Annotated in this window: 18 protein-coding genes; 8 read left to right on the top strand and 10 right to left on the bottom strand. The window is 58.0% G+C overall.

What is annotated here, in order from left to right:
- Positions 1-244: 244 nt before the first annotated feature.
- On the bottom strand, positions 245-2,056 hold the full coding sequence (locus C482_RS08530; RefSeq protein ID WP_006167137.1) for a PAS domain-containing protein: 1,812 nt from the start codon (positions 2,054-2,056) through the stop codon (positions 245-247).
- 290 nt (positions 2,057-2,346) lie between these two features.
- Between C482_RS08530 and C482_RS08525 the strand changes: the two genes are divergently transcribed.
- Complete coding sequence (locus tag C482_RS08525) at positions 2,347-2,979, top strand: response regulator transcription factor (RefSeq protein WP_049896574.1); 633 nt, start codon at positions 2,347-2,349, stop codon at positions 2,977-2,979.
- Positions 2,980-3,096: 117 nt separating this feature from the next.
- On the opposite strand, the gene C482_RS08520 is transcribed toward C482_RS08525, so the two are convergent.
- From C482_RS08520 to C482_RS08505, 4 genes are all read right to left on the bottom strand, one after another.
- Complete coding sequence (locus tag C482_RS08520; RefSeq protein ID WP_006167135.1) at positions 3,097-4,416, bottom strand: DUF5305 domain-containing protein; 1,320 nt, start codon at positions 4,414-4,416, stop codon at positions 3,097-3,099.
- Between the two features lie 160 nt (positions 4,417-4,576).
- Complete coding sequence (locus C482_RS08515; protein ID WP_006167134.1) at positions 4,577-5,731, bottom strand: S26 family signal peptidase; 1,155 nt, start codon at positions 5,729-5,731, stop codon at positions 4,577-4,579.
- 161 nt (positions 5,732-5,892) lie between these two features.
- The gene (locus C482_RS08510) at positions 5,893-7,227 is read right to left on the bottom strand and encodes a CARDB domain-containing protein (RefSeq protein WP_049896577.1); all 1,335 of its coding nucleotides are present in this window, start codon (positions 7,225-7,227) and stop codon (positions 5,893-5,895) included.
- 251 nt (positions 7,228-7,478) lie between these two features.
- Positions 7,479-8,006, bottom strand: coding sequence for a hypothetical protein (locus tag C482_RS08505; protein WP_006167132.1), 528 nt, complete (start codon positions 8,004-8,006; stop codon positions 7,479-7,481).
- A 498-nt stretch (positions 8,007-8,504) separates the two neighbouring features.
- On the opposite strand from C482_RS08505, the gene C482_RS08500 reads away from it, so the two are divergent.
- The 3 genes from C482_RS08500 (at position 8,505) to C482_RS08490 (ending at position 11,338) form a co-directional block, all read left to right on the top strand.
- Positions 8,505-9,053 (top strand): DUF7344 domain-containing protein, encoded by a 549-nt coding sequence (locus tag C482_RS08500; RefSeq protein ID WP_049896576.1) that lies wholly within the window; start codon positions 8,505-8,507, stop codon positions 9,051-9,053.
- 26 nt (positions 9,054-9,079) lie between these two features.
- Positions 9,080-9,913, top strand: coding sequence for a hypothetical protein (locus C482_RS08495; protein ID WP_006167130.1), 834 nt, complete (start codon positions 9,080-9,082; stop codon positions 9,911-9,913).
- Positions 9,914-10,711: 798 nt separating this feature from the next.
- On the top strand, positions 10,712-11,338 hold the full coding sequence (locus C482_RS08490; RefSeq protein ID WP_006167129.1) for an RAD55 family ATPase: 627 nt from the start codon (positions 10,712-10,714) through the stop codon (positions 11,336-11,338).
- 255 nt (positions 11,339-11,593) lie between these two features.
- Here C482_RS08490 and C482_RS08485 read toward each other — a convergent pair whose 3' ends face one another.
- A complete protein-coding gene (locus C482_RS08485) occupies positions 11,594-13,075 on the bottom strand; it encodes a CoA-acylating methylmalonate-semialdehyde dehydrogenase (protein ID WP_006167128.1) in 1,482 nt (493 codons plus the stop codon).
- A gap of 176 nt (positions 13,076-13,251) precedes the next feature.
- Between C482_RS08485 and C482_RS08480 the strand changes: the two genes are divergently transcribed.
- Both C482_RS08480 and C482_RS08475 read left to right on the top strand, forming a co-directional pair.
- The gene (locus tag C482_RS08480) at positions 13,252-14,595 is read left to right on the top strand and encodes an aminotransferase family protein (RefSeq protein ID WP_006167127.1); all 1,344 of its coding nucleotides are present in this window, start codon (positions 13,252-13,254) and stop codon (positions 14,593-14,595) included.
- A gap of 97 nt (positions 14,596-14,692) precedes the next feature.
- Positions 14,693-15,187 carry an Lrp/AsnC family transcriptional regulator gene (locus C482_RS08475; protein WP_006167126.1) on the top strand — a complete coding sequence of 165 codons (495 nt, stop codon included), beginning with the start codon at positions 14,693-14,695 and terminating at the stop codon, positions 15,185-15,187.
- Positions 15,188-15,308: 121 nt separating this feature from the next.
- Here C482_RS08475 and C482_RS08470 read toward each other — a convergent pair whose 3' ends face one another.
- From C482_RS08470 to C482_RS08455, 4 genes are read right to left on the bottom strand one after another with little or no spacing between them, the layout of a single operon-like run.
- Positions 15,309-15,518: a hypothetical protein gene (locus C482_RS08470; RefSeq protein ID WP_006167125.1), complete on the bottom strand. Its 210-nt coding sequence runs from the start codon at positions 15,516-15,518 to the stop codon at positions 15,309-15,311.
- Complete coding sequence (locus C482_RS08465) at positions 15,518-17,293, bottom strand: b(o/a)3-type cytochrome-c oxidase subunit 1 (RefSeq protein WP_006167124.1); 1,776 nt, start codon at positions 17,291-17,293, stop codon at positions 15,518-15,520. Before C482_RS08465 ends, C482_RS08470 begins: the two co-directional genes overlap by 1 nt.
- The gene (locus C482_RS08460; RefSeq protein WP_006167123.1) at positions 17,290-18,183 is read right to left on the bottom strand and encodes a cytochrome c oxidase subunit II; all 894 of its coding nucleotides are present in this window, start codon (positions 18,181-18,183) and stop codon (positions 17,290-17,292) included. The genes C482_RS08465 and C482_RS08460 overlap by 4 nt, the downstream gene beginning before the upstream one ends.
- Positions 18,180-18,407: a hypothetical protein gene (locus C482_RS08455; protein WP_006167122.1), complete on the bottom strand. Its 228-nt coding sequence runs from the start codon at positions 18,405-18,407 to the stop codon at positions 18,180-18,182. Before C482_RS08455 ends, C482_RS08460 begins: the two co-directional genes overlap by 4 nt.
- Before the next feature lie 101 nt (positions 18,408-18,508).
- Here C482_RS08455 and C482_RS08450 point away from each other — a divergent pair, with 101 nt between their 5' ends.
- Positions 18,509-18,733 carry a hypothetical protein gene (locus tag C482_RS08450; protein WP_006167121.1) on the top strand — a complete coding sequence of 75 codons (225 nt, stop codon included), beginning with the start codon at positions 18,509-18,511 and terminating at the stop codon, positions 18,731-18,733.
- Between the two features lie 216 nt (positions 18,734-18,949).
- A complete protein-coding gene (locus C482_RS08445; protein WP_006167120.1) occupies positions 18,950-21,490 on the top strand; it encodes a heavy metal translocating P-type ATPase in 2,541 nt (846 codons plus the stop codon).
- Positions 21,491-21,557: the final 67 nt, after the last annotated feature.

Here is a 21,557-nt window from a genome sequence, read left to right as displayed (position 1 = left end):
ATAAGCCCGCCTGCGTATTGGTGAGTACTGGAGTGGGAGACCCTCTGGGAGAGCCGATTCGCCGCCCCTACTCATACTTCAACTTATACTTACGCCTCACAGAGCCATCGCTCTGCGGGGCGTTTTGCATGTGTGCAGTCTGGTTGAGCCACTGCACTCGCGGTCACTTGCAGTCTCTTCGTAGTCACGTCACCAGCAAAACACAGTATAAAACTGGCCTCTCCCGTAGTTCTCACTCCGTCGATTAGTCGCTGTCAATGTCAGTACGCAGTTGCATACTGACTTGAGTCCCCTGTCGCTCTTCGTTGCAGTGTTCGATCGTGAGAGTGCCGCCGAGTCTAGTGATGCCCCACTTCATGATCCACAAGCCAAGGCCACTACTATGGGTGGTTGTTGAGATGGTTTCTTCCAGAACAGCTGTTCGGTCATACGTTGGGATTCCGGGGCCGTTGTCGGTAACGACCAGTTCGAGACGGTCTTCGGCCTCGGAGACGGTGGTCGTTGTAACGTGGACTTGTGGTGGGGCAGTGTCTGCGTGTTCGATACCGTTTTCGAGGGCGTGTTTGCAGACAAGTTTCAGGAGTTGTTTGTCAGCGACGACGGTTGTGGACGGCGGAATGTCGACACGGAGGATTGCCTCTGGATGGGTTGTTCGAAGGTCGGTGACGACAGGTGTGAGTACACGTCGAAGCGAGACTGATTGGATATCGAGTGACTGCGAGAGGAGGCGGTTGACCATCCCAGCATCGTGTGCAAGGTCGGTCAGCTCGGTCGACTGCTGCTGGATCTGCTCGGCGACGGTTCGTTCTGGCTCGTCGAGTGTTGCCACCAGTTCTGTGGCGTAGCCGTGGATGATCTGCATATCGTTACGCAGGTTGTGACGGAGAATGCGATTGAGGACATCCAGGTATTGTTCTGTTCGTTTTTGCTCCGTAATTTCAGTGGAAACACCACAGGTGGCATAGAGGGTTCCGTCGTTGAATAGTGGGGTAATTCTGGTAAGGTACGTTCGATAGCCCGTGGCAGTGAGCTGTTTTTCTTCGAACGTTTGTGACGTTTCCTCTTCGAGTACGTCTTGGTCGTGGCTCCGGATCTCTGCTGCAATCTCCTCGGAGAAGAAGTCTTCTGGTGATTTGCCAGTGATCGGTTCGTCGGGACTGAGCCCATATCGGGTTCTGTACTCCTGGTTGAGGTGGATGAACCGACTGTCGGTATCGCGGATCCAGATTGCTGCTTCGACGCTGTTGAGGAGTCCATGTAGTTGGGCTGTCGTCTCCTTGCGTTCGAGTTGGTGCTTCTTTTGAGCTGTAATGTTACGGGATATAATTGTAAGGCCGCTCCCAGTCGAATAAATGTGTTCGGTGTACCAACGATCGAGCGGTTCGTAGTACTCTTCAATTCGTTTCGAGCCGCCATTGGTCATCACGTCCTGGTAGTGATCGTAAAATGTTGTTTCGACGATTTCGGGGGCGAGTTCGCATAGCGTGTGACCGGTCAGCTCGGCAGGTGGGCGCTGGAAAAACTCCTGTGTACCTTCGTTTGCGTATGTGACTGACCACTCCTCGTCAAGAACGATGACACCGTCTGAGATCCGTTCCAGTAGCGCAGCCGGGTTTTGGTCCAGTTGGTGGCTCAGTTGCTGGTGTTCGTACGATGTAGTGGCCTGTGCAATTTGTTCGACAAGCTGGTGGCCAGCATCAGCGTTCGACCGTGACACGTATCCAGTGACACCGGCGGTGATCGCCTTGCTTGCGAGGGTTTCGCTTCCGTTCTCTGGGAACAGAATAACTGGCAGTGTCGGATGTTCGTCCCGTATCTCCATGAGCAATTCGAGTGCGTCTAGTTCTGGCGGGGTGTGGTTGGCAACGACGCAATCGACTGTGGTTGTTTTGAGTCGCTTGAGTGCGTCGGAGTAGTCGGTCTCTTGTCGAACAGTGAGAAAGACATCTTCAGCGGTATGAACGGTGGGATACGACGTCAGTGGCCGACCAGACCCGACTTGCAACACAGTTGCAGTTTCGGCGAGATCGTAGAGTGCGGACGGGATGCTAGTCATTGCATTGGTGTTCGAATAGATCCGAGTCGACGAGGTGGGTACTACAGTATATATACACGAATCTGGTATATATTATACGGCCGATGTGTATCATCAGTGACTAAAAACAGATCGGCCTGAACACAAGTTACTATCAGGTTGACTATTTATTTCGGGGGTGTTATTAGGCTGGTTGGGACAGTGTGACTTATAACATGCAGAAAATATTGCCTCTATTGCCTACAGAATTGTCGAATCGGTCATGAGATTTATACCCCAGTACTTCCATACACTTGCCAGGTGAATGACTAATGATGGAACAAAATGGCTCTCCGGTGGGTGAGGAGTCGGAGGTGCTCGTCGTCGACGACGAGCCACGACTTGCGGATCTCTTCGAAGGCTGGTTGGCGTCAAAGTGGTCTGTTAGCACTGCATATAGTGGAGAGGAAGCACTTGAGAAGGTCAGTGAATCGGTCGACCTCGTCCTCCTTGATCGGCGGATGCCGGAGCAGTCAGGTGACGATGTTCTTGCTACAATCCGCTCGAGAGGGTACGACACACGGGTGGTGATGGTTACGGCTGTCGATCCAGATTTCGATATCATCGATATGGAATTCGACGATTATCTCGTCAAGCCGGTTTCCAAGGATGAACTCCTCGATAACGTTGCAGATGTCCTCGAGCGGGCTGCCTACGAATCGTCTGTCCGAGAGTACTACTCGCTCGCCTCGAAGCGAGCTCTTCTCGAGAAGGAGAAGGCTGAGCACGAACTCAATGAAAGTACGGCGTATCAGGAGCTGCTCGCGCGAATCGACGACGTCGCCGCAGAAACCGACCGAACGATTTCACGTCTTGAGAGCCACACGGATTTTGCTGATGTCTTTCGTGATCTCGACTCCGGTACGGACGGTGTTAGTAGTTCCCGGTCACCTAGTTCGGATTGACGTTGGCTTTTTGGCTTTTTTGTTGTCTACTCTCTACTCTCTACTCTTTGCTCTTTGCTCTCAATTTCAGCGTTTGGGACCAGTTATTCAGCCAGAGAGCGCTTCGCCTGCCTGCTCTCAAATCTGTTTCCAGGCGTCATCGTCGTCCGGGTCCGGAAGCTCTTCTTTTGAGAGGGCTGCGTCGCTTTTGGCCGCTGTCGTTGTTGTGTCCCCAGCATCGGTGTCTCCCCCCTGCTCGCTCTGTTCGTCGCTTGCCTGTCCGCTCGCGCTATTTGCTGACTCCTCTCTTCTGTTCGGGCTCGTCGTGTCACTGTCCGGGATTTCCGGCGATCCGTGGCCAGACTGTGTGTGCGCTTGCTGATAATCGGTCGCACCAGGGTCGAGTGTCTCGTCGTCGTGGTTGATTTCGACTGTTGGCCACGCCGTTTCACCCCAGCCACCACGGTCACTGTAGTAGTAGACGACATCGTCGTTGACGACAGCGAACAGATCGCGCTGCGTGTCGTGGACGACGCGTTCGTTCGTATCTATCGCGACGTCGACGACATCTTCGAGCGTGTCGAGTTCGAGGTGGTGTTCGCCGATCCACATCGGAATCGATCCCGTCGAAATCCACTCGTCGTAGCGTCGCTCGTGAATCCGCTGGCGGGCATCGGAGACATCCACACCCGATCGTGACGCCACGAGTGCGGCCCCGGTCAGAGAGACCGCAGCAAGGAGCGCACCCACACCAACAGCCGCCGTGTTCGGCGACTCCTGTACCTCGACTGGTGCTGTCTCGGGATTCGTAGCCGTAATTTCGTGGCTCCCCTCGAGCCAGTACGCACTCCCCGTGAGTGCCAGTGGCACTGCATCGCCTTGTGTACCACTGTTTGACCTCGTTTCGTACGATGTTTCGGCACCAACCGAGACCGACACATCACCGACACCGTCGAGCGTCTCTTCTAACTCGAGTGTCCGCTCGCGGATTTCCCCAACGTCGATTGTCGCCGCTGTGCGTACCTGTCCGTCTGCGGTGACTGTTGTCTCGTTGTGCAGCACCTCACGGTCGCTCCAGAAGACGTCCCCATCACGTTCGGCCTCGTAGACCAGTGCCAGTTCGTGTGTTACGGTTGCCTCCTCGAGTGGCTCACCGGAATCGCTGGCGGTTGTCACTGCCGTGATCGTCAGTTCAGGCGTGTCGTTGTACGTATAGACTGGACTCGACTCGAGTGTTGTTCCGTTCTCCCAGAGGCCATCCTGAACGACAGTGGCGCTGGTTGTGACGTCGGTTTCGATGTGCTCTTCACCGACCTCCTGTGTTACTGTTGTCGTTGATGGCATCGCGATCACCCAGCCGGTGAGTACGAGAAGAGCAATACCAGCGACGAGGAGTGCAAGTACGAGCCGCTGGCCGTATCTGGCAGCGATCAGCTCGAACCGCGGATTATCAATCATCGTAGTCTCCTCCTTTGTTTGCCCCTTCCTCGCTGGTCAAACGGGTTTCACTCTCATCTAGGCTCTCCCACCGTGGGCACAGTGAGTGTGAAATTCGTGTGAATATTTACAGGTCGGTACTCATAATGATACTGGTTCAATACAGTGGTCTCGACAGTCGCTACCGGAGTTTTCGTCGAAGCCGTGTGAGTGTGGAGACGCCCGCTCCCGGGTTTCGGAGTCGCAGGTCTGTCGTGCCAAAGAGGGTGACCATGATGGTAGTAGTCATGGTGACGATCACACTGTTGACCGCCGCGATCGCGACGAGCGGGTGGAGACTGTGAAGCCAGACCAGCAGCGAGGGTGGCAACACGAGTAGATACCGGTGCTCCTCGATATAACGGGTGTACTCACCGGTTTCGGCGGGTGCGACCGCTGAGAAGGTTGCCGTTTCAGCGCTCCGCGGTGAAACTGTTTGCCACTCGGGGGCTGCGGTTACGGTCTCGTGGCCTGCTTCCCGGGTGACGACCACCGGTAGATAGCCCGAATTTTCGGTTTCGTGTTCAATTTCGACGCGCTCTCCGGGTTCGACGACCTGTGGGTTGTCACTGGGTGTCGTTGCACTTCCCACGCCGAACGCGATCGTTCCCGAGGGAATCACCATCGACGCCGTTGCGAACGTGACGAAGACGAGTAAAACCAGTCCAATCGTCGTCCAGATGCCGAGCATGTTCGGACGGCTTCGCGACCGCCGTGTGTCTCGTTTCCCTGGACCGATTGTCTCGAGTAGGACGCCGAAGCCGAGGAGCGCGGTTCCGACGCCGACAAGAAGTGCACCGGCGTTATCGACGTTGAACGCGGCTGTGACGCCGACTGTCGCTGTGACGGTTCCGACTGCGGTTTCGACGACCGACTGCACCCCCATGATGATCGAACCGAGGTACGGAATCGTGACGACGTCGCCGTTGACCTGCAGCGCGTGGGCGACGATCTGCTCGTTGTTGACCGGCGGTTCAGCGGCGTCCTGGTCCGTGAACGGGTTCGCATCGCCGGCTGTGACGTAGCCGTTGTCGGTTTCCTCGAGGATTCGATGGGTCGTGAGTTCGCCTCCGTGAAGTTCGACCGCATCGAAGACGACGACATCGCCCTCCGCTGGTGAGCCGGAGACCGCGCTTGGAACAGCAATGAAGCCATCGCCTGCGTTCATTGCTGGCTCCATGCTCCCAGTGGCAACGTAGCCAAGGAGAATCGGCTGTCCGAGCAGTTGTCCGAGTAACAACGAAATGACAAGGAGCGCCAGTACGAAACCGAGTGCTCGTTGCAACAGTGCTCGCATTGATCAGTATCAGTGGTTGAGAGTTTGTCGTGATCCGTTGTTGTTCTCCCGAATGGTCGTTGTCGTGACTGTCTGCGGGCTCAGCAGGCCCCTGAATGCTCTCCTGGTCATCGAGGTTGTCCGTTCGGACTGCTCACTGGCTGTTGTGTGCTCAATACTGTTCATCGATGCGACCGAACCGACGTAATCCTTCCGACACTCCCGGACCAGACGAGAAACAGTGCAAGCGTCACTGTCGGTATTGTCGCGAGGATCGTCAGTGTGGCGAATTTGGTGACCCCGAGCGGTGTGAGTCCGTGACCGTCGCCATCGCTAACCGTCACGGTCCCTGCAGGTTCGTCTGCGACTGTCAGATCATACGTCCCAGGTTCGTTCATACTGAACGCGAGTTCCACTGTCGTCTGCTCCCCGGGCTTGAGTGAGACGGAACGATCGTCCACGACGAGCCCGCCGACCGCGAGCCCGAGCATGAACGTCCCCGTCTCGGTTCCGGTGTTTGAAACCGTCGCGCGGACAGTCGTCTCTTCGCCGGGATCGACTGCGTCCGACTCGAGTACCGTTTCGACGACGGTCAGTTCGGGTGCGTGGTTCGTGTCTTCGCCGACGATCACCGTCTGGCTGTACAGCAGTTCGTCCCCGTCGCCGATGCCGATCTCGAGTGGTCCTGATGAGTGTGGGTGCCACTCGAACTGGAAGGCGTTCGTGGCTCCGGGGTCGACGGTCACCGAGCCGGTGTCGACGATCGTCTCGTTAACGTACAGTGTGGTTTGCTTGCTTCCGGTCGTGTCTCCCGTATTTTCGTACACTGCGGTCACTATCAGCGGTTCGCCCGGCTTTGGTTGCTGTTCTGTTTTTGCCCCTTGCTCCCTCTCCCTTTTCTCTTCTTTCTCTCTCTCACCTTCTCTTCCTCCCTCTCCCCGCACCTCCACCTCTTCTTTTCCTTCCCCTTCTCCTCCAGATTCTGTGCCCACGTCTGTTGTCGCCCCGTGTGCCGCAACCGTCACATCGGTTAGCTGAATTTCTGGGCCTGTCGACTGTGGCGTCACATCGTTGTCAGCGATTTCGACCGCGATCGTATAGCTCGCCTCGACGTGGTCGCTCTCGAGTGCAGCCGTATCGACTACCACCCCGACAGACGCCGTGTCACCAGTTTCCAGAGCCAACGGCGTCATCTCCGTGATCGGCGTTCGATCGCCGCTCTCGTAGAACGTCAGCACATCGCTTTCGAGTTCGACGGTACGAACGGATTCGTCGTGCACCGTGAGGTCGAAGAGGCCATCGATGTTCGTGACGGCCTCGTCGTTGAGCTGTGCGAGGTCCAACTCGAGTTCGTCTTCGCCAGTGTCGTCGTTGCTGTTGATTGTCGCGTATGGACTTGTCGACTCGAGTACCAGTGATTCGTCAGTTTCGGCTTCGGTCTCGAGTGAGACGGCGAGCGTTGGCACTGTGAGACAGAGTGCGAGTAGGCAGGCGACAAGGAGGAGTTTGCCGTTCATCGCCGAGAGCATGGGGTACGGCCGGTTTTTCGTGGAGGGTGCATCTATTGTAAGGCATTTGTCTCCGGCTCGCGATGGTGGATGTGGTGTGTGGTGGTTTTTGGTGTGTGGTCGTGGTGTGTAATAGTCCTTCTACAATGGGGGCGTGGTGGTCGAGTTCAAACCGTCTCGTATCGGACCTAGAGTCGGCTCTCGCTGAAACTGGCCTGTTCAACGTTGAAACTGGACCGTCACGCCAGCAGCGCGCTGTATTACTCGTCGACGCTCTCTGCGACGATTGTTATCTCCTCAGGGATACCGATCTCCGCCTCAGCGTCCGTCGTTTCGATGTCGAAGATGACGTCCAGCGCGATCGTTTGATCGTTGTCGTCTCCTTCAGTACCAAGTTCGATTTCGGTGTCGTCCGATCCGAGACTGTCGTGATCGAACGTCATCGGGTCCCCGTTGGTTCCGAGCAGATTCTCCCCCTCGTCGTCCTCGATCGAGACCGTTACCGGATTCGTCCCGTTGTTCGTGATCTCGAATGCGGCTTCGAACGTCGTGATCGCGTTGACGTTGAGGGTATCGAGATCGAACTCGATGACATCCGCGTTTTCGCCTCCGGTGAGCGTCTCACTCAGGATCTCGAGTCCCAGTAGTGCCCCATCGTCGCCTGCGGTCTCAATATTCACGGATCGATCCGCTTCGACCGTGTCGAACGCTCCCGTTCCGAGTGCTGCGCCGCCGCCTGCAACAATCGTACCCAGTCCAATCAGTGTCGTTCGCCGGTTAAGTTTCATGATATATTCCTTCGCTGCGCGATCGATAGTCGACCGTCATTGACTGTCGTCACGCAGTTCGTATCTCATTCCATGAGTTCCTACCCACTTTGTATTTCGCAGCCAGAAGGTCTTCTGGCCGAGCGATACGGTCGTTCAATCCCTCTTTGAACCTATTCTCAGACGATGATTCTGCCGCGTAGTTATGTCTCGATGGTGATTCAGATTTCAACTTGTGATATTCGGCAAAAGTTATATATCTCGACACACGTCTATCTAGACGAACTGTCTATTCTCATGCCTCCGCAATCCGGGTCCACTGTCGAACACACGCCTGACTCGAGTACCTTGAGTCAGACGACAGCGGATCACCCTGAACAGGAGGCTGAGACCGAGACCGAGACCGAGACCGAGACCGAGAGTGAGGGTAAGGGTGAGGACAGGCGAGCACAGGAATCGAGCGGTCCAGCGTCAACACAGTCGGCTAACGCAGCCAAGCAGCCCGACGTTGCAGAGGTGATGGACCAACAGGAGGAAGTCGAACAGACGCAGTCATTGGACCGGGGCACGATCTTCGACCTGTTAAGTAATCATCGCCGTCGCTACGTGATTCACTACTGCAAACGCGAGGATCGTCCCGTCGAACTCGGTGAACTTGCAGAGCACGTTGCTGCCTGGGAACTGGATACGGAAGTCGAGGCACTCACCTCCGCCGAGCGAAAGCGAATCTACACCTCACTCCAGCAAACACACCTCCCGACACTCGAACGGGCGGGGATGGTCCGATTCGACGACCGGACGATTGAACTTACAGAGGAGGCCAGTACCCTTGAGATCTACCTCGATATCGTTCCTGGCGATTCGGTTCCGTGGGGGCTGTACTACCTTGGCCTTTCTGCCATCGCGACTGTCATGATGGCGGGCCTCTGGTTCGGCCTGCTCCCAACGGAAACCGTGTCAGCACTTGGCTGGTCGACGCTCATCGTCGCGCTGTTTGTCGGCTCTGCTGTCGTTCACGTCGCACAGAACCGTCGGATGCGTCTCGGCGATGTCGAGCGGCCACCATAACAACGCGACTACGGAGACCACACCACATGCGCACGCTCACAACACTTGGAATCTGGTTCATCATCTTCGGAGCAGTGTTGCTTGCTGGTCCGGTGTTTGGATTCGGGACGATCAGCGCAGACCGCGGTGTGATGGTACAGACGGCCGATGACAGCGATAGCCTACTCAAAATCACGGATACGTCCGAACAGACTGTCGTTACCCCCGAGAGCGACGCAGTCTTCTTTCAGTTGACGGATACGACGGAACAGATTGACGACATCACCGTTGAATCGGTGTCGATTACCGGGGTCGAGACGGCCGGTCTCGACGTAACCGCTGAGCAGATCGACGAGAACGAGTACACCGTTAGCGTCGCCTGTCACGAGTCCGATATCGAGACTGACGCTCCCGTTTCCGTGACACTCGAGGCCACCGGCGACGTTCACGTCGTCGCAGATCGAACGACAAATCACGCGGTCTCGATCGAGTGTGGTGCTGCAGAGGATACCTACGACGACGAATTCGATGGAGGGAACGACGCTATCGAAATCGAAGACGATGGTCGATTCGAAGACGAGGTTGCTATCAGTGGGAGTGGAAGTATCGACGCGGGAGGCAATCTGGTGTTCGAAGATGAGATGAACGTCGATGGGAGCGCCAGCATCGCTGCCGGAGGAGACATTACGTTCGAGGATGAGGTGACCATCACAGGCAGTGGCAGTATTACCGCGGAAGGCGACATTACGTTCGAAGACGAGGTCGAGCTCAGTGGGAGTGGAAGTATCCATGCAGGAGGGGATATCACGTTCGAAGACGAGGTCGACACTGGGGGTGGCGGTACAAGCATCACGGCCGATGGCGAAATCAACGGTCTGTAGATTCACCCCTTTGCGTATCCTTACCGCTGATAATCCCGTTCAAGCCGCTCCTGGTCCCGTTCTGCCTGCTACTGCTTTCACGTCTTGTTGGTTGTAACCATATCCATAATAGTCAATACAAAATGGATAGCGACAACTGGTACAGGTGACTGGCGCGCTGTTGGTGGGTTCAGCCCATCGGCTCACTCCGGCACAACAGCGCGGCCGTGGTGTTTCAACGCATGACAAGAAAGCGACACAATGTTCTGGTGGGGTTGGGAACGATTGTTATTGGCGGTGGCGCTGCACTCGGGACGGGTGCGTTCAACTCTGTCGAACCGTCACGAAGGTGAGCATCGAGACGACAGGCGATTCGAGCCGCGGTCGAATCCATAGGTCACACTCAGGGACGACCACTTCGAAGGGGCGGTTGCAGATGCGAATATCACTAACGAAGACCTTGCAAATCCACACTATAAGCTAGCACTTGGTGAGACGACGGTCTACGACCTCGTCGTTACGACCGAGGGGACAACCTCGCCGTTTAACGAGGAGGTAACGCTTACAGCGATGTCGTTCGACTAGCAGATAACGTTCTTCTCTTCTAAGAGGAACTACGTTAGCTGCCCACTTGATCCGCGTTCAAATACGGCTATAGCGAACGGCAAATACCGGGGACGTCTGCTGAGGCGTCCGTGTCTGACAATTCGAAGGCCTTCACAAAGATTATATTTGTGTCCATCAACGATATAACTGACTTTCGGCCGACTGCATTACGATTGGCGACGACAGTCGAGATCATCGGAGGCACGCATCACTATGTATGATTTCGCGGACGTCCAGACGAACGCGACGATCGCTCCTGGGACGAACGTCCTCGTGACGGGGCCACCACTCACCGGGAAGCGCCAACTCGCACTCGACGTTCTCGCACAGGGAGCCGACCGTGGGGATGGATCGATTATCGTAACGACGAAAGACAATGCGGACACCATACGATCTGGATTTCGTGACCGAATACAGACCGCGAATCCGTCACTCGGCATCGTCGATTGCGTCTCAAACCAACAACAGACGAACGCGACTGAGAGCGACTCGGAAATCTCGTACGTCTCCTCGCCCGTCGATATGACTGGAATCGGGATTACGGTTTCAGAGTTCCTCCAGGAGTTCTACCAGGAGCGAGGGCTCACTGAGAATCGAGTCATGTTACACTCGATCTCGACGCTGTTGATGTACTCGGATCTCGAGACAGTGTTCCGGTTCTTGCACGTCTTCACGGGTCGGATTCAGAGCGCCGACGGACTCGGGATTTTCCTCATCGACTCGGCGGCACACGATGAACAGACGGTCAACACGCTTAAACAACTGTTCGACGGTGTCGTCGCCGTCTCCGAGGAGGACGATGCTGAGACAGCCGTGACGACGACCGGGCTTGCGCTGTAACGCGCTCTGATTTCCTCGTGTTGGGTCGCCATCGTGACAGTTGTAGTCTGTTCGATCACGTTTCGTTACTCGTTCCGGTTTGTTACATGGATTATCGGTGTCACTACACCCCTGCTCGCACGACCTTCGAGCGCGTATCGCCGCCTGGCATCACATCTCGTGCCCGCTTGGCGATCCCCTGGGAGCGCGGTCTCGACCGACGTACGAGCGTTCGAGTTCGTCGGACAGCGTCGGTTCGCCAGCGGGTGTGCTATGTTAGGCGTCGGGCCAGCGCTCGATGTAGATCGCCTTGTCCGTGTAGAACTGGATCATGTCCTCGCCCTGGGCGTGTAAGTCGCCGAAGAACGAGTCCTTCCAGCCGCCGAAGTGGAAGAAAGCCATCGGGGCCGACGTGCCGACGTTGACGCCGATGTTCCCGATTTCGGCCTGGTGGCGGAACGTCTGGGCGTCTGCACCGCTGCCGGTGAACAGGCTCGCGGCGTTTCCGAACTGGCTCGCGTTCATGCGCTCAATTGCAGCGTCGACCGACTCGACAGCGTCGAGTGCGAGCACCGGGCCGAAGATTTCCTCCTGGGAGATGACCATATCTTCGGTCACGTCTCCGAAGACGGTTGGCCCGACGAAGTTCCCCTCGTCGTAGCCGTCGACACTGGCGTCTCGTCCGTCACGGAGTACTGTTGCGCCCTCCTCGATACCGGTCTGGATGTAGTTGCGAACCGTGGTCTCGTGTTCTTCACTGATGAGCGAGCCAATGTCCGTTCCGTCGTCCAACCCATAACCGACCGTCTGTGCTTCGGCTTCTACAACCACGAGATCGGCAAATTCGTCGTACACCGATTCCTCGACGAGGACGACATCGTTCGCGAGACAGCGCTCGCCGGCACAGGCGCAGGCCGAGGAGACTGTCTTTTCGGCGGCGAACTCGAGGTCGGCCGTTTCGGTCACGACGATGTGGTTCTTCGCGCCACCCTGGGCCTGGACGCGCTTGCCGTTCGCGGCTGCCCGCTCGTAGACGATTTTTGCGATCGGCGTGGAACCGACGAACGAGATACCCTCGATTCCGTCGTGGTCGATGAGCGCGTTGACAGTGTCCTTGCCGCCGTTGACGAGCTGGACGACGCCGTCCGGGAAACCGGCCTCGTCGATGAGTTCGAAGAGTTTCTGGGTGACCAGCGGGTCCTGCTCGCTCGGCTTGAGAATGAAACTGTTTCCGGTTGCGACCGCGTAGGGGAGGAACCATAGCGGAATCATGCCGGGGAAGTTGAACGGTGTGATCGTGGCGAACGTGCCGAGGGGCTTTCTGACCGCGCTCTCGTCAATCTCCGGTGCGGCGTTGAGCAGCGTGCCGCTCTGCATCATCGACGGGATACCACAGGCAACCTCGACGTTTTCGATTCCGCGGCGGAGTTCGCCCCGCGCTTCTGCTCGTGTTTTTCCGTGATCCTGGACGAGAATCTCTGCAAGCTCTTCGATGTTCTCCTCGAGGAGGGACTTTAGTTCGAACAGCGGCTGAATTCGTTCCTCGACAGGGCGACCCGACCAGTCTTCGAACGCTTCGTTCGCCGTTTGAACGGCGTCGTCCACGTCGTCGGTCGAACTGAACGGAACCTGTCCCAGTTCGTCACCGGTGGCTGGGTTCGTCGTTACCAGTTCTTCGTCGCTTTCGGGTGTTATCCAGTCGCCGCCGACGTAGTTTCGAACTGTATCTGCCTCTCCTAACGAGTCGAGTTCGACCATGGGGGACATACCGCAAGGCACGAAATAAATCCTTCGGAGGATGGGGGAAATCCTCCAAATAATTTCTGGTATGTTGTACGCTGTTCTCCAAGGAATGTTCTAATCTGGAACTATAGGATGGAATTTTCTAAAACGGGAAAGATTAATGTCTGGTGGTTTCGTACCTTTGGGAACGAATGACAGACGATCAGGAAATGGCTGCAGACGACGAGCGAACAGATGTCGAACGACTCGACAAGGAGTACGTCTTCGGCACGTGGTCCTACCAGAGCGAGGTCGATCCGACGGAAGTCGTCGGTGGCGAGGGCGTCCGCTTCCAGGATGCACACGGCAACGAGTGGATCGACTTTTCGGGCCAGCTCATGTGCTCGAACCTCGGTCACTCCGCCGACGGCGTTGCCGATGCCATCGCGGAGCAGGCTCGCGAGGGGGCGTACTTCGCGCCCGGCTTCGCAACCGAAGCGCGCGCGAAACTCGGCGAGAAACTCGCCGAAGTAACGCCCGGCGACCTCTCGAAGACGTTCTTCTCGACCAGCGGCACCGAAGCCGTCGAAGCCGCGATCAAAATCGCACGGATGTACACGGGTAAACAGAAGATCATCTCGCGCTATCGCTCCTACCACGGCGCGACCGCCGGTTCGATTAGCGTCACGGGCGATCCACGGCGACTCGCCGGCGAACCTGGTATCCCCGGAACGATCAAGGCACCCGACCCCTACGCCTACGGCTCGACGCTCGACCCGATGGAGAGTCTCGAGTACATCGACGAGATGCTGATGCTCGAGGGCGACACTGTCGCGGCGATTCTCGTCGAGCCGATCGTCGGCTCGAACGGAATCCTCGTCCCGCCGGAGGAGTATCTGCCGCGACTCAAGGAGATCGCCCACGAACACGGCGCACTGCTCATCTGTGACGAAGTAATGGCCGGCTTCGGCCGCACCGGCGAGTGGTTCGGCTGTGACGTCTTCGACGTCCAGCCGGACATCATGACGATGGCCAAGGGACTTTCCGGTGCGTACGCACCGCTCGGCGCGACGATCGTAACGCCCGAAATCGCGGACCACTTCGAGGACGAACTGTTCTGCCACGGCCACACCTACGCCGGCCACCCAGTTGCCTGCGCGGCCGGACTCGCCGCGGTCGAGACCTATCAAGAGGAAAACCTCATCGAACACGCGAACGAGGTTGGCTCCTCTCTCGGCGACCGACTCGAGGAGCTCGCCGAAGCGCACCCGAGCGTCGGCGACACTCGCGGCGTCGGTCTCTTCCGTGGCATCGAACTGACCCGTGGCCCAGACGAGCGCGTGCCGTTTGGTACCCGAGACGACAAGATTTCGAAGGGCTCCACCGTCGTCGACGAGGTTGCGGCTGCCGCATCCGACGGCGGCGTCTATGTCGCAAACATGATCAACACGCTCATCATCGCGCCGCCGCTGACAATCACCGAGTCGGATATTGACGAGGCAGTTTCGGTCCTTGATGACGCGCTCGAGGTGTCTGATGCAGCGATGGACGGGTAACCTATCGACTGTGGGTTGTGGATGGGTATCGTCGCCGGACCACACCACCCGCCGTAAGTAATGACATTTAACTATGGCCTCACCAAAGAGTAAAAAAATGGACGTTGACCTCGACGAAACAGACATCGAGATTCTGAAGCGTCTCGAGAAGTCTGACGACAAGAATCTCGAGGAGCTCTCCGACGAACTCGGGCTCTCGAAGTCTGCAATTCACTACCGCGTGACGAATTTGAAGCAGAGCGACGTGATCACGACCATCTCTGCAGACGTGGACCCACACGCACTCGATCTCAGTATGCTCCTGTTTACGGAGGTGACCGTTTCTCATGAGAGCGGCTATGCCGAAGACGTCGGCGAGTTGCTCACCGAGATCGACGGCGTAAACCACGTCTACTACATGATGGGTGACGTCGACTTTATCGTCATCTCGCGGGTGCAAAATCACGACCAGATGCACGTGCTGATCGACGACATCGTCGAAATCGACGGTGTCAATGAGACGTCCTCACGGTTCGTGATTCAAGAACTCGAAACTGGCGGCCAGCTCATCGACAATATGTCCGAGGAGATGGTCGATCAGGTCGTCGAGTAACGCGTTTTCGACCATTCCGACCTCGATACAGAGACGACGCTTCTGTGCCGACGGCCCATCCTCGCTGTCCGCCTCGGCGACTCGAGTACAGCAATCCAGTTCGGCAACCTCGTCAACGCCGTTACTCTGTCTCTGCTGACTCGGTCGCGTTGTTCTGTGACTGGGGCCACAGCGCCCAGACGAGAAGCACTCCAATCAGCCCGATGCCGAGGACGGCGGACTCGAGTACCGTGAGCTCGACGTTGACCCACGCCAGGACTGTTCGGAGCTCGACGATGAGTGGTGCGGTGAACGCGATGACGACGAGCAACGCGCCCTTCGAGATCCGCACTACGAACCTACCCCCGCGATGATCGCGATGGCGGTCTCACCAGCGGTGGTCACCGTCGAGACGGTGGTGGTCGACAGGTACTCGAGTCCGGGTCCGATACTAACCGGAAGTTCGGTGAGTTCGGGGCCGAACAGGCCGCCGCGTTCGATGATCGACAGCAGTGGGAAGCTGTAGGCGAAGATCACGAGGACGATGGCGATGGCCGTCCAGAGTTTCAGATTGTCGAGGACCAGTGGGGCATCCGATGGTCCCGAGAGCGTGTCGGCGTACTCGTTCGCGGGAAGGTCATCGCTACGGCTGTTGAGAGCGGTACCGATGACGTTGGCGAAGAACAACACGAGCGAGAGCGTTAGCAGGGCACCGCCAAGTGCGATCTGGGCGTCGAGTTCACCGACACTCCCGACGGCGGCCTCGAATTCGAAGCCCTCGTATTGTGGTTCGGCGGTTCGGCGCGGGATGCCGAGCAGGCCGCCGCGGTGCATGGCGTTCGACATGAACGTCATTCCGACGAACCAGAGGACGACCTGCCCGAGCGCAACGGATCGGCTCCACAGCTCCTTGCCGGTCACCTGTGGGAGGAACCAGTAGGTGACTGCCATGAACGTCAGCGCGACCGCAGTGCCGACGGTGAGATGGAAGTGGCCAACGACCCAGAAGGTGTTGTGCACGAGGTAGTTGATGTTCATTCCGGCGTTGATCATGCCTGAGAAGCCGGCTGCGGCGAACATCAGCCCGGCGAGTGCCATGCCGGCGAACACCGGGTCACGCCACGGGAGGGCTTTCAGCCAGCCGAGATACCCGGTGCCGCCGCGCTGGCGTGCGCCGTGTTCCATACTGGCGACGACCGTAAAGGCCGTGAGCAGGCTGGGCAGCAGTAAGAACATCGTATTTGTCATCGCGATGAATTTGAAGCCTTCGGCGATACCGGGGTCGAGATACTGGTGGTGGATCCCGGTTGGGACCGAGAGGATCAGGAACAGGACGAACACGACGCGCGCGAGCGGGTCGCTGAACAGTTTGCCGCCGGAAATTTTCGGCAACATGATGTACCACATCATGTACGCTGGCATGAGCCAGAAGTAGACGACCGGGTGGCCGAAGAACCAGAACAGCGTTCTGGTGAGCAGTGGGTTCACCGACTCGACGAGTCCGAGCGACCACGGCAGCAGGAAGAGCAAGATTGCTGCGGCGACGCCGAGCGTGGCGATGTACCACATTAACGTCGTCGTCAGCACCATAAACGTCGGGAGTGGGATCCGTTCGTCTGGGTGCTCCTGTTTCCAGGCCCACCACGAACGGAACCAGTCTGCTCCTGCGAGCCAGGTTCCGACGACGAACAGCACCAGTCCGAAGTAAAACAGTGGGTGGCCCTGCAGTGGTGCGTAGAACGTAAAGAGCACTGACGCACTCATCTCCGAGTCGGTGAAGCCGGCGAAGATCGGAATCGCAGTGAGGACTGTCCCGACTACCATGAGTCCATACCAGACCCAGGTGAATCGGATGTCCTCGACGGGCCGGTCAAGACTCGTCGTTACCGCCCAGGTGAACACCCCCACGAGGAAGAAAATCGTGAACGTGATCGCCAGAAGGACACCGTGTGCAGTGAGGACCGTGTAGTAATCTGCCGAATCCATAAACCGGTAGTAGCCGGTTCGGTGAAGCGTCTGGACAATACCGAACAGGCCGCCGATTGCGAGCGCGAGGAAGGAACTGTAGAACGCTGCGCGGACGACTTTTGCCTCCGCTGGGAACGACTCAATGTAGGTGTTCGTCATTCGTCGTCACCTCCGCTGGCATCGTTTTCGGTCGCATCTGTGCCGGTTTCGTCTTCGGTACCGTTCTCGTCACCGTCGGCGTCCTCATCTGTGTTCTCGTTGGTCTCCCCGTCTGCATCGTCCTCGAGTTCGTCGACCACAGTCACAGTCGAACTGTCAGTGTGATCGCCGACCGTCACTGCCCAGTCGTGGTCGCCCTCGCCTAGCTGGGTCGAGTCGATGGCAAACGTCGTCTCATACGTCTCTCCACCGTCGATTGTCACGTCTTCGCTGAACGTTTCGTTCCCGATTTCGAGCGCGACTGTCGTCTCGAGCGGATCGAGGAGGCGGTTCTCGACCGTTGCAGTGACGTCGATATCGTCACCGGTTTCGACTTCGTCAGGTGCCTCAGCGTCGAGTTCCGTCAGGTCGAACTCCTCTTCGGGAACGACGTGGACCATTCCCTCCATATTGTGGTGGTTGGGCCCACAGTACTCGTTACAGACGACACCGTACTCTTCGGGCTCGTCGAATTCGACGGTCATCTCGGCTACTTCGCCGGGAATGACCATCGTGTTGACGTTGGTTCCAACGAGGCTGAAACTGTGAATAACGTCCCGGCTCGTGACGTAAAACGTCACCTCACTGTCTTCGGGGACTTCAATCGGATCCGGTTGAAAACTGAACATCTGTGCCGTAACGTAGGCTTCGTACTCGTTCTCGCCGACCTGTGCGACACGCGGATCACTGAATCGCTCGTCGTTCAGTTCGGTCGGCTCGACTGTCTCCTGCTGGTCACCAACCATCGTGATCCCCAGCGCAACCGAGCCGTACGTGATCGTCGCGATGAAGCCGACAATCAACACCATCGCTGCGACCAGCCACAGCTTCTCGTACGTGTGGATGTTCATCGCAATCGCTCTCCAGTCGCCGCGAATACTAGGGTCCCACCGACGACCGTGGGGTCGTTCCCGAGGAATTCGACGAAGTACATGAAGAACCACAGGAACACCAGGATCAGGAAGTAAATCCCAATCAGCGTGAGCGTACCAATCGGATCGAACTCGTCGTGTCCGATCTCCCGGTCGTGCTCCGGCGTTTCACTTCTCGCTTTCTCGTCGGCCGTCTGGCTCATACGAGCGTGTTAGAACAGTTGTTACTTAGCCCTAGAAGGGTGTTACCGCTGTATTGGAATCGGGTGTACTTATTAAGGGTATTCACTCCTGACTTCCCTGCATGAACCTCGAGAACGCATCCCCGCGCGTAGCGTTGCCGGTCGGATTGATGGCGCTCGTTCCGCTGGCATGGTATGGTGTCAGCGGCTCTGTGATGGCAGGCATTGTCTCCGCTGTCAACGTCATCCTCATCCTTGCGTGCCTTTATGTCGCGTTTAGTCCGGTAGAGAATGCCCATGATCACGACCACGACCACGAACACGGCTCAAACAGCACTGCCTCATAACCAGTGCAGTCAGTCATGGGACAACTGTTCGCTGGCATTGCGTCTGTCGAGTACTCCCACCCAGGCTTCACGTACACACCCTCGCTGTCTAATCATACCCCTTCACTGCCCGATGACTGATCCGTACTCCGCCGTCACCACCCGCCCGGGTGCGTTCAACACTCACAGGCCCTCTCCACATCGAGGTGTGACAACGACGATCCACGCTGCACCGTCATGACCAATCCACTCACTGATTCCAACTCCCCCCTCTCAGACTCCGCGAAGAGGGACAGTGATTCTTCGTCTACTCGAGTACCACACGAAACTGCTGATACAGTTGCCGACGAGCAGCCAAGTGGCTGTACGCTCTGTTCACTGCCGCTTCCGTCCCCGCCGATCACTGCAGCCGATGTCACGGGACAGTTCTGTTGTCAGGGCTGTTTCGAGGTTTCACGCACGCTTTCGTCGGTCGAAACTGACGAACACGAATCACAGATCGATCCAGCAGCCATTCGAGAGCGAATTGCTGACAGTGCCGGCTCTGGTGGGGTGTCAGCCAAACAAGGAAACACCGAGGAGACCAACACGAAGTCACCACCATCGTCAGCGGTCGACGATGCTTTTCTGGCCGTCGAGGGGATGCACTGCTCGACGTGTGAGGTGTTCCTCGAGTCGGTTGCTGAATCGAACGCCGGCATCCTCACAGCCGAAGCTAGTTACGCAACTGAGACGGTTCGTCTAGCCTACGACCCGGAAACGGTCAATACGAGCGAGCTACCCGAGCTCATTTCGGGATACGGCTACACCGCACGCGAACGCGGCACTGCCGACGACGAGTCGGATGCAGCCAACCAGGCGCTCGTGAAGTTCCTGATCTGCGGCGGCCTCTTCGGGATGATGGTGATGGTGTGGTACGCTGTCTTCCTCTATCCCACCTACTTCGGCTACGACCCGGTCGTCGACTTCGGCAGCTACGACGGCTACTACCTCGCGGTCAACATCTGGCTGCTGACCACGTTCGTCCTCTTCTATACGGGGTATCCGATCCTGCGAGGAGCGCTCGTGAGTCTGCGAGCGGGGCATCCAAACATGGATCTGCTCGTCACCACCGCTGCGGTCGGCTCCTACAGCTACAGCACGCTCGCCATGACACTTGGCCGGACGGACCTCTACTTCGACGTTACCGTCGCCGTCATCCTCGCCGTCACCGCCGGTACGTACTACGAGGAACGGATCAAACGCCGCGCCGCGGGGCTCCTCTCTGACCTCACCGAACAGCAGGTCGATGAGGCTCGTCGGGTGGACGGTGAGACGGTTGCACTCGAGTCCGTCGAGCCAGGCGACCACCTTCTGGTCCGTCCCGGAGAACGTGTCCCGCTCGACGGCCAGTTACAAGAGGGGACAGCCGCCGTCGACGAATCGCTAGTCACGGGTGAGTCACTCCCCGTCCAGAAGGAGCCAGGCGACGAGTTACAGGGTGGAACAGTCGTTACCGACGCGCCGGTCGTCCTCGAGGTCGGTGCCGACGCGACAAGTACGCTCGACCGACTCGTCTCGCTGCTGTGGTCGATCCAGAGCGCCCGACCCGGCGTGCAGCGCCTTGCCGACAAGCTAGCGACGGTTTTCGTCCCGCTCGTGCTCGTTCTGGCGGCCGGTGCGACTGGCGTGTTGCTCGCAACAGGGTCGTCGCTCTCGTCGGCGCTGCTCGTCGGCCTGACTGTCGTCATCGTCTCCTGTCCCTGCGCGCTGGGGCTTGCAACCCCACTTGCAATCGCATCGGGTGTCCAGTCCGCCGCAAAACGCGGCATCGTCATCGCTGCGGAGACTATCTTTGAGGACGCACCCGACGTCGACATCGTCGTCCTCGACAAAACCGGCACGCTCACGACCGGTTCGATGACGGTCGCGTCGGTGCACACGACAGCCGGGGTCGACTCGAGTACACTCCATCGCCGGGCGGCTGCGGTCGAAGCGCTCTCCGAGCATCCCATCGCCGAGGCTATCGTCTCGGACGCGCCAGCGGCGGACCCGGCCGACCACGCGAGAGCGGCGGTTGCGGATTTCGAGCGCGACCAGCGTGGTGTGAGCGGTTTCGTCGATGGCGACCGCATCACTGTCGGTCATCCCGAGTATCTTCGCGGCCGTGGCCACGGGCTCTCCTCGCATCTCGAGGTGGTCGTCGAGGAGGCCCGAACAGCCGGAGACGTTCCGGTCGCAGTTGGCTGGGACGGCCGCGTACAGGGCGTGCTCGTCGTCGGCGACGCGCCGCGTGAGGAGTGGCGGGCGGCAGTCAACTCGTTGGCGGACGGTCGTGAGGTCGTCGTCCTGACCGGGGACGACGGTGGTGCTGCCGATCGGTTCCGCGACGTTGCCGGTGTCGACGAGGTGTTCGCCGGGGTCCCACCAGCGGCCAAGGCCGAGACGATTCGTCGCCTTCAATCACGAGGGACGGTTGCGATGGTCGGGGACGGGAGTAACGATGCGCCGGCGCTCGCGGCTGCAGACATCGGCATTGCGATGGGGAGTGCGACGAAAATCGCAACTGACGCGGCGGATGCGGTGATCGTCAGCAATGACCTTTCGGCCGTTCCCGACACGTTTGACCTGGCGGCGGGGACACACCGTCGGATCCGACAGAACCTTGGTTGGGCGTTCGTCTACAACGCGATTGCCATTCCACTCGCTTTGACGGGTCTGTTGAACCCGCTTTTTGCTGCGCTGGCGATGGCCGCCAGTAGCGCGCTCGTCGTGATTAACTCGGCGCGCTCGCTCTGAGGCCGTTTGTTGGGGGTGTCGAAGAGCTCTCAAACAATCGATTTTGACGCGTTCTCAAACGGGTCCC

It is taken from the genome of Natrialba chahannaoensis JCM 10990 (assembly GCF_000337135.1).
Taxonomy (GTDB): Archaea; Halobacteriota; Halobacteria; order Halobacteriales; family Natrialbaceae; genus Natrialba; species Natrialba chahannaoensis.
Note: the sequence above shows the minus strand (reverse complement) of the source record. Positions and strands in the feature narration are given on the sequence as shown.

Bases quoted from the DNA above. Each gene is read 5' to 3' on its own strand.
- C482_RS08530 (WP_006167137.1), bottom strand. From the start codon at position 2,056: ATGACTAGCATCCCGTCCGCACTCTACGATCTCGCCGAAACTGCAACT.
- C482_RS08525 (WP_049896574.1), top strand. From the start codon at position 2,347: ATGATGGAACAAAATGGCTCTCCGGTGGGTGAGGAGTCGGAGGTGCTC.
- C482_RS08520 (WP_006167135.1), bottom strand. From the start codon at position 4,416: ATGATTGATAATCCGCGGTTCGAGCTGATCGCTGCCAGATACGGCCAG.
- C482_RS08515 (WP_006167134.1), bottom strand. From the start codon at position 5,731: ATGCGAGCACTGTTGCAACGAGCACTCGGTTTCGTACTGGCGCTCCTT.
- C482_RS08510 (WP_049896577.1), bottom strand. From the start codon at position 7,227: ATGAACGGCAAACTCCTCCTTGTCGCCTGCCTACTCGCACTCTGTCTC.
- C482_RS08505 (WP_006167132.1), bottom strand. From the start codon at position 8,006: ATGAAACTTAACCGGCGAACGACACTGATTGGACTGGGTACGATTGTT.
- C482_RS08500 (WP_049896576.1), top strand. From the start codon at position 8,505: ATGGACCAACAGGAGGAAGTCGAACAGACGCAGTCATTGGACCGGGGC.
- C482_RS08495 (WP_006167130.1), top strand. From the start codon at position 9,080: ATGCGCACGCTCACAACACTTGGAATCTGGTTCATCATCTTCGGAGCA.
- C482_RS08490 (WP_006167129.1), top strand. From the start codon at position 10,712: ATGTATGATTTCGCGGACGTCCAGACGAACGCGACGATCGCTCCTGGG.
- C482_RS08485 (WP_006167128.1), bottom strand. From the start codon at position 13,075: ATGGTCGAACTCGACTCGTTAGGAGAGGCAGATACAGTTCGAAACTAC.
- C482_RS08480 (WP_006167127.1), top strand. From the start codon at position 13,252: ATGACAGACGATCAGGAAATGGCTGCAGACGACGAGCGAACAGATGTC.
- C482_RS08475 (WP_006167126.1), top strand. From the start codon at position 14,693: ATGGACGTTGACCTCGACGAAACAGACATCGAGATTCTGAAGCGTCTC.
- C482_RS08465 (WP_006167124.1), bottom strand. From the start codon at position 17,293: ATGACGAACACCTACATTGAGTCGTTCCCAGCGGAGGCAAAAGTCGTC.
- C482_RS08460 (WP_006167123.1), bottom strand. From the start codon at position 18,183: ATGAACATCCACACGTACGAGAAGCTGTGGCTGGTCGCAGCGATGGTG.
- C482_RS08455 (WP_006167122.1), bottom strand. From the start codon at position 18,407: ATGAGCCAGACGGCCGACGAGAAAGCGAGAAGTGAAACGCCGGAGCAC.
- C482_RS08450 (WP_006167121.1), top strand. From the start codon at position 18,509: ATGAACCTCGAGAACGCATCCCCGCGCGTAGCGTTGCCGGTCGGATTG.
- C482_RS08445 (WP_006167120.1), top strand. From the start codon at position 18,950: ATGACCAATCCACTCACTGATTCCAACTCCCCCCTCTCAGACTCCGCG.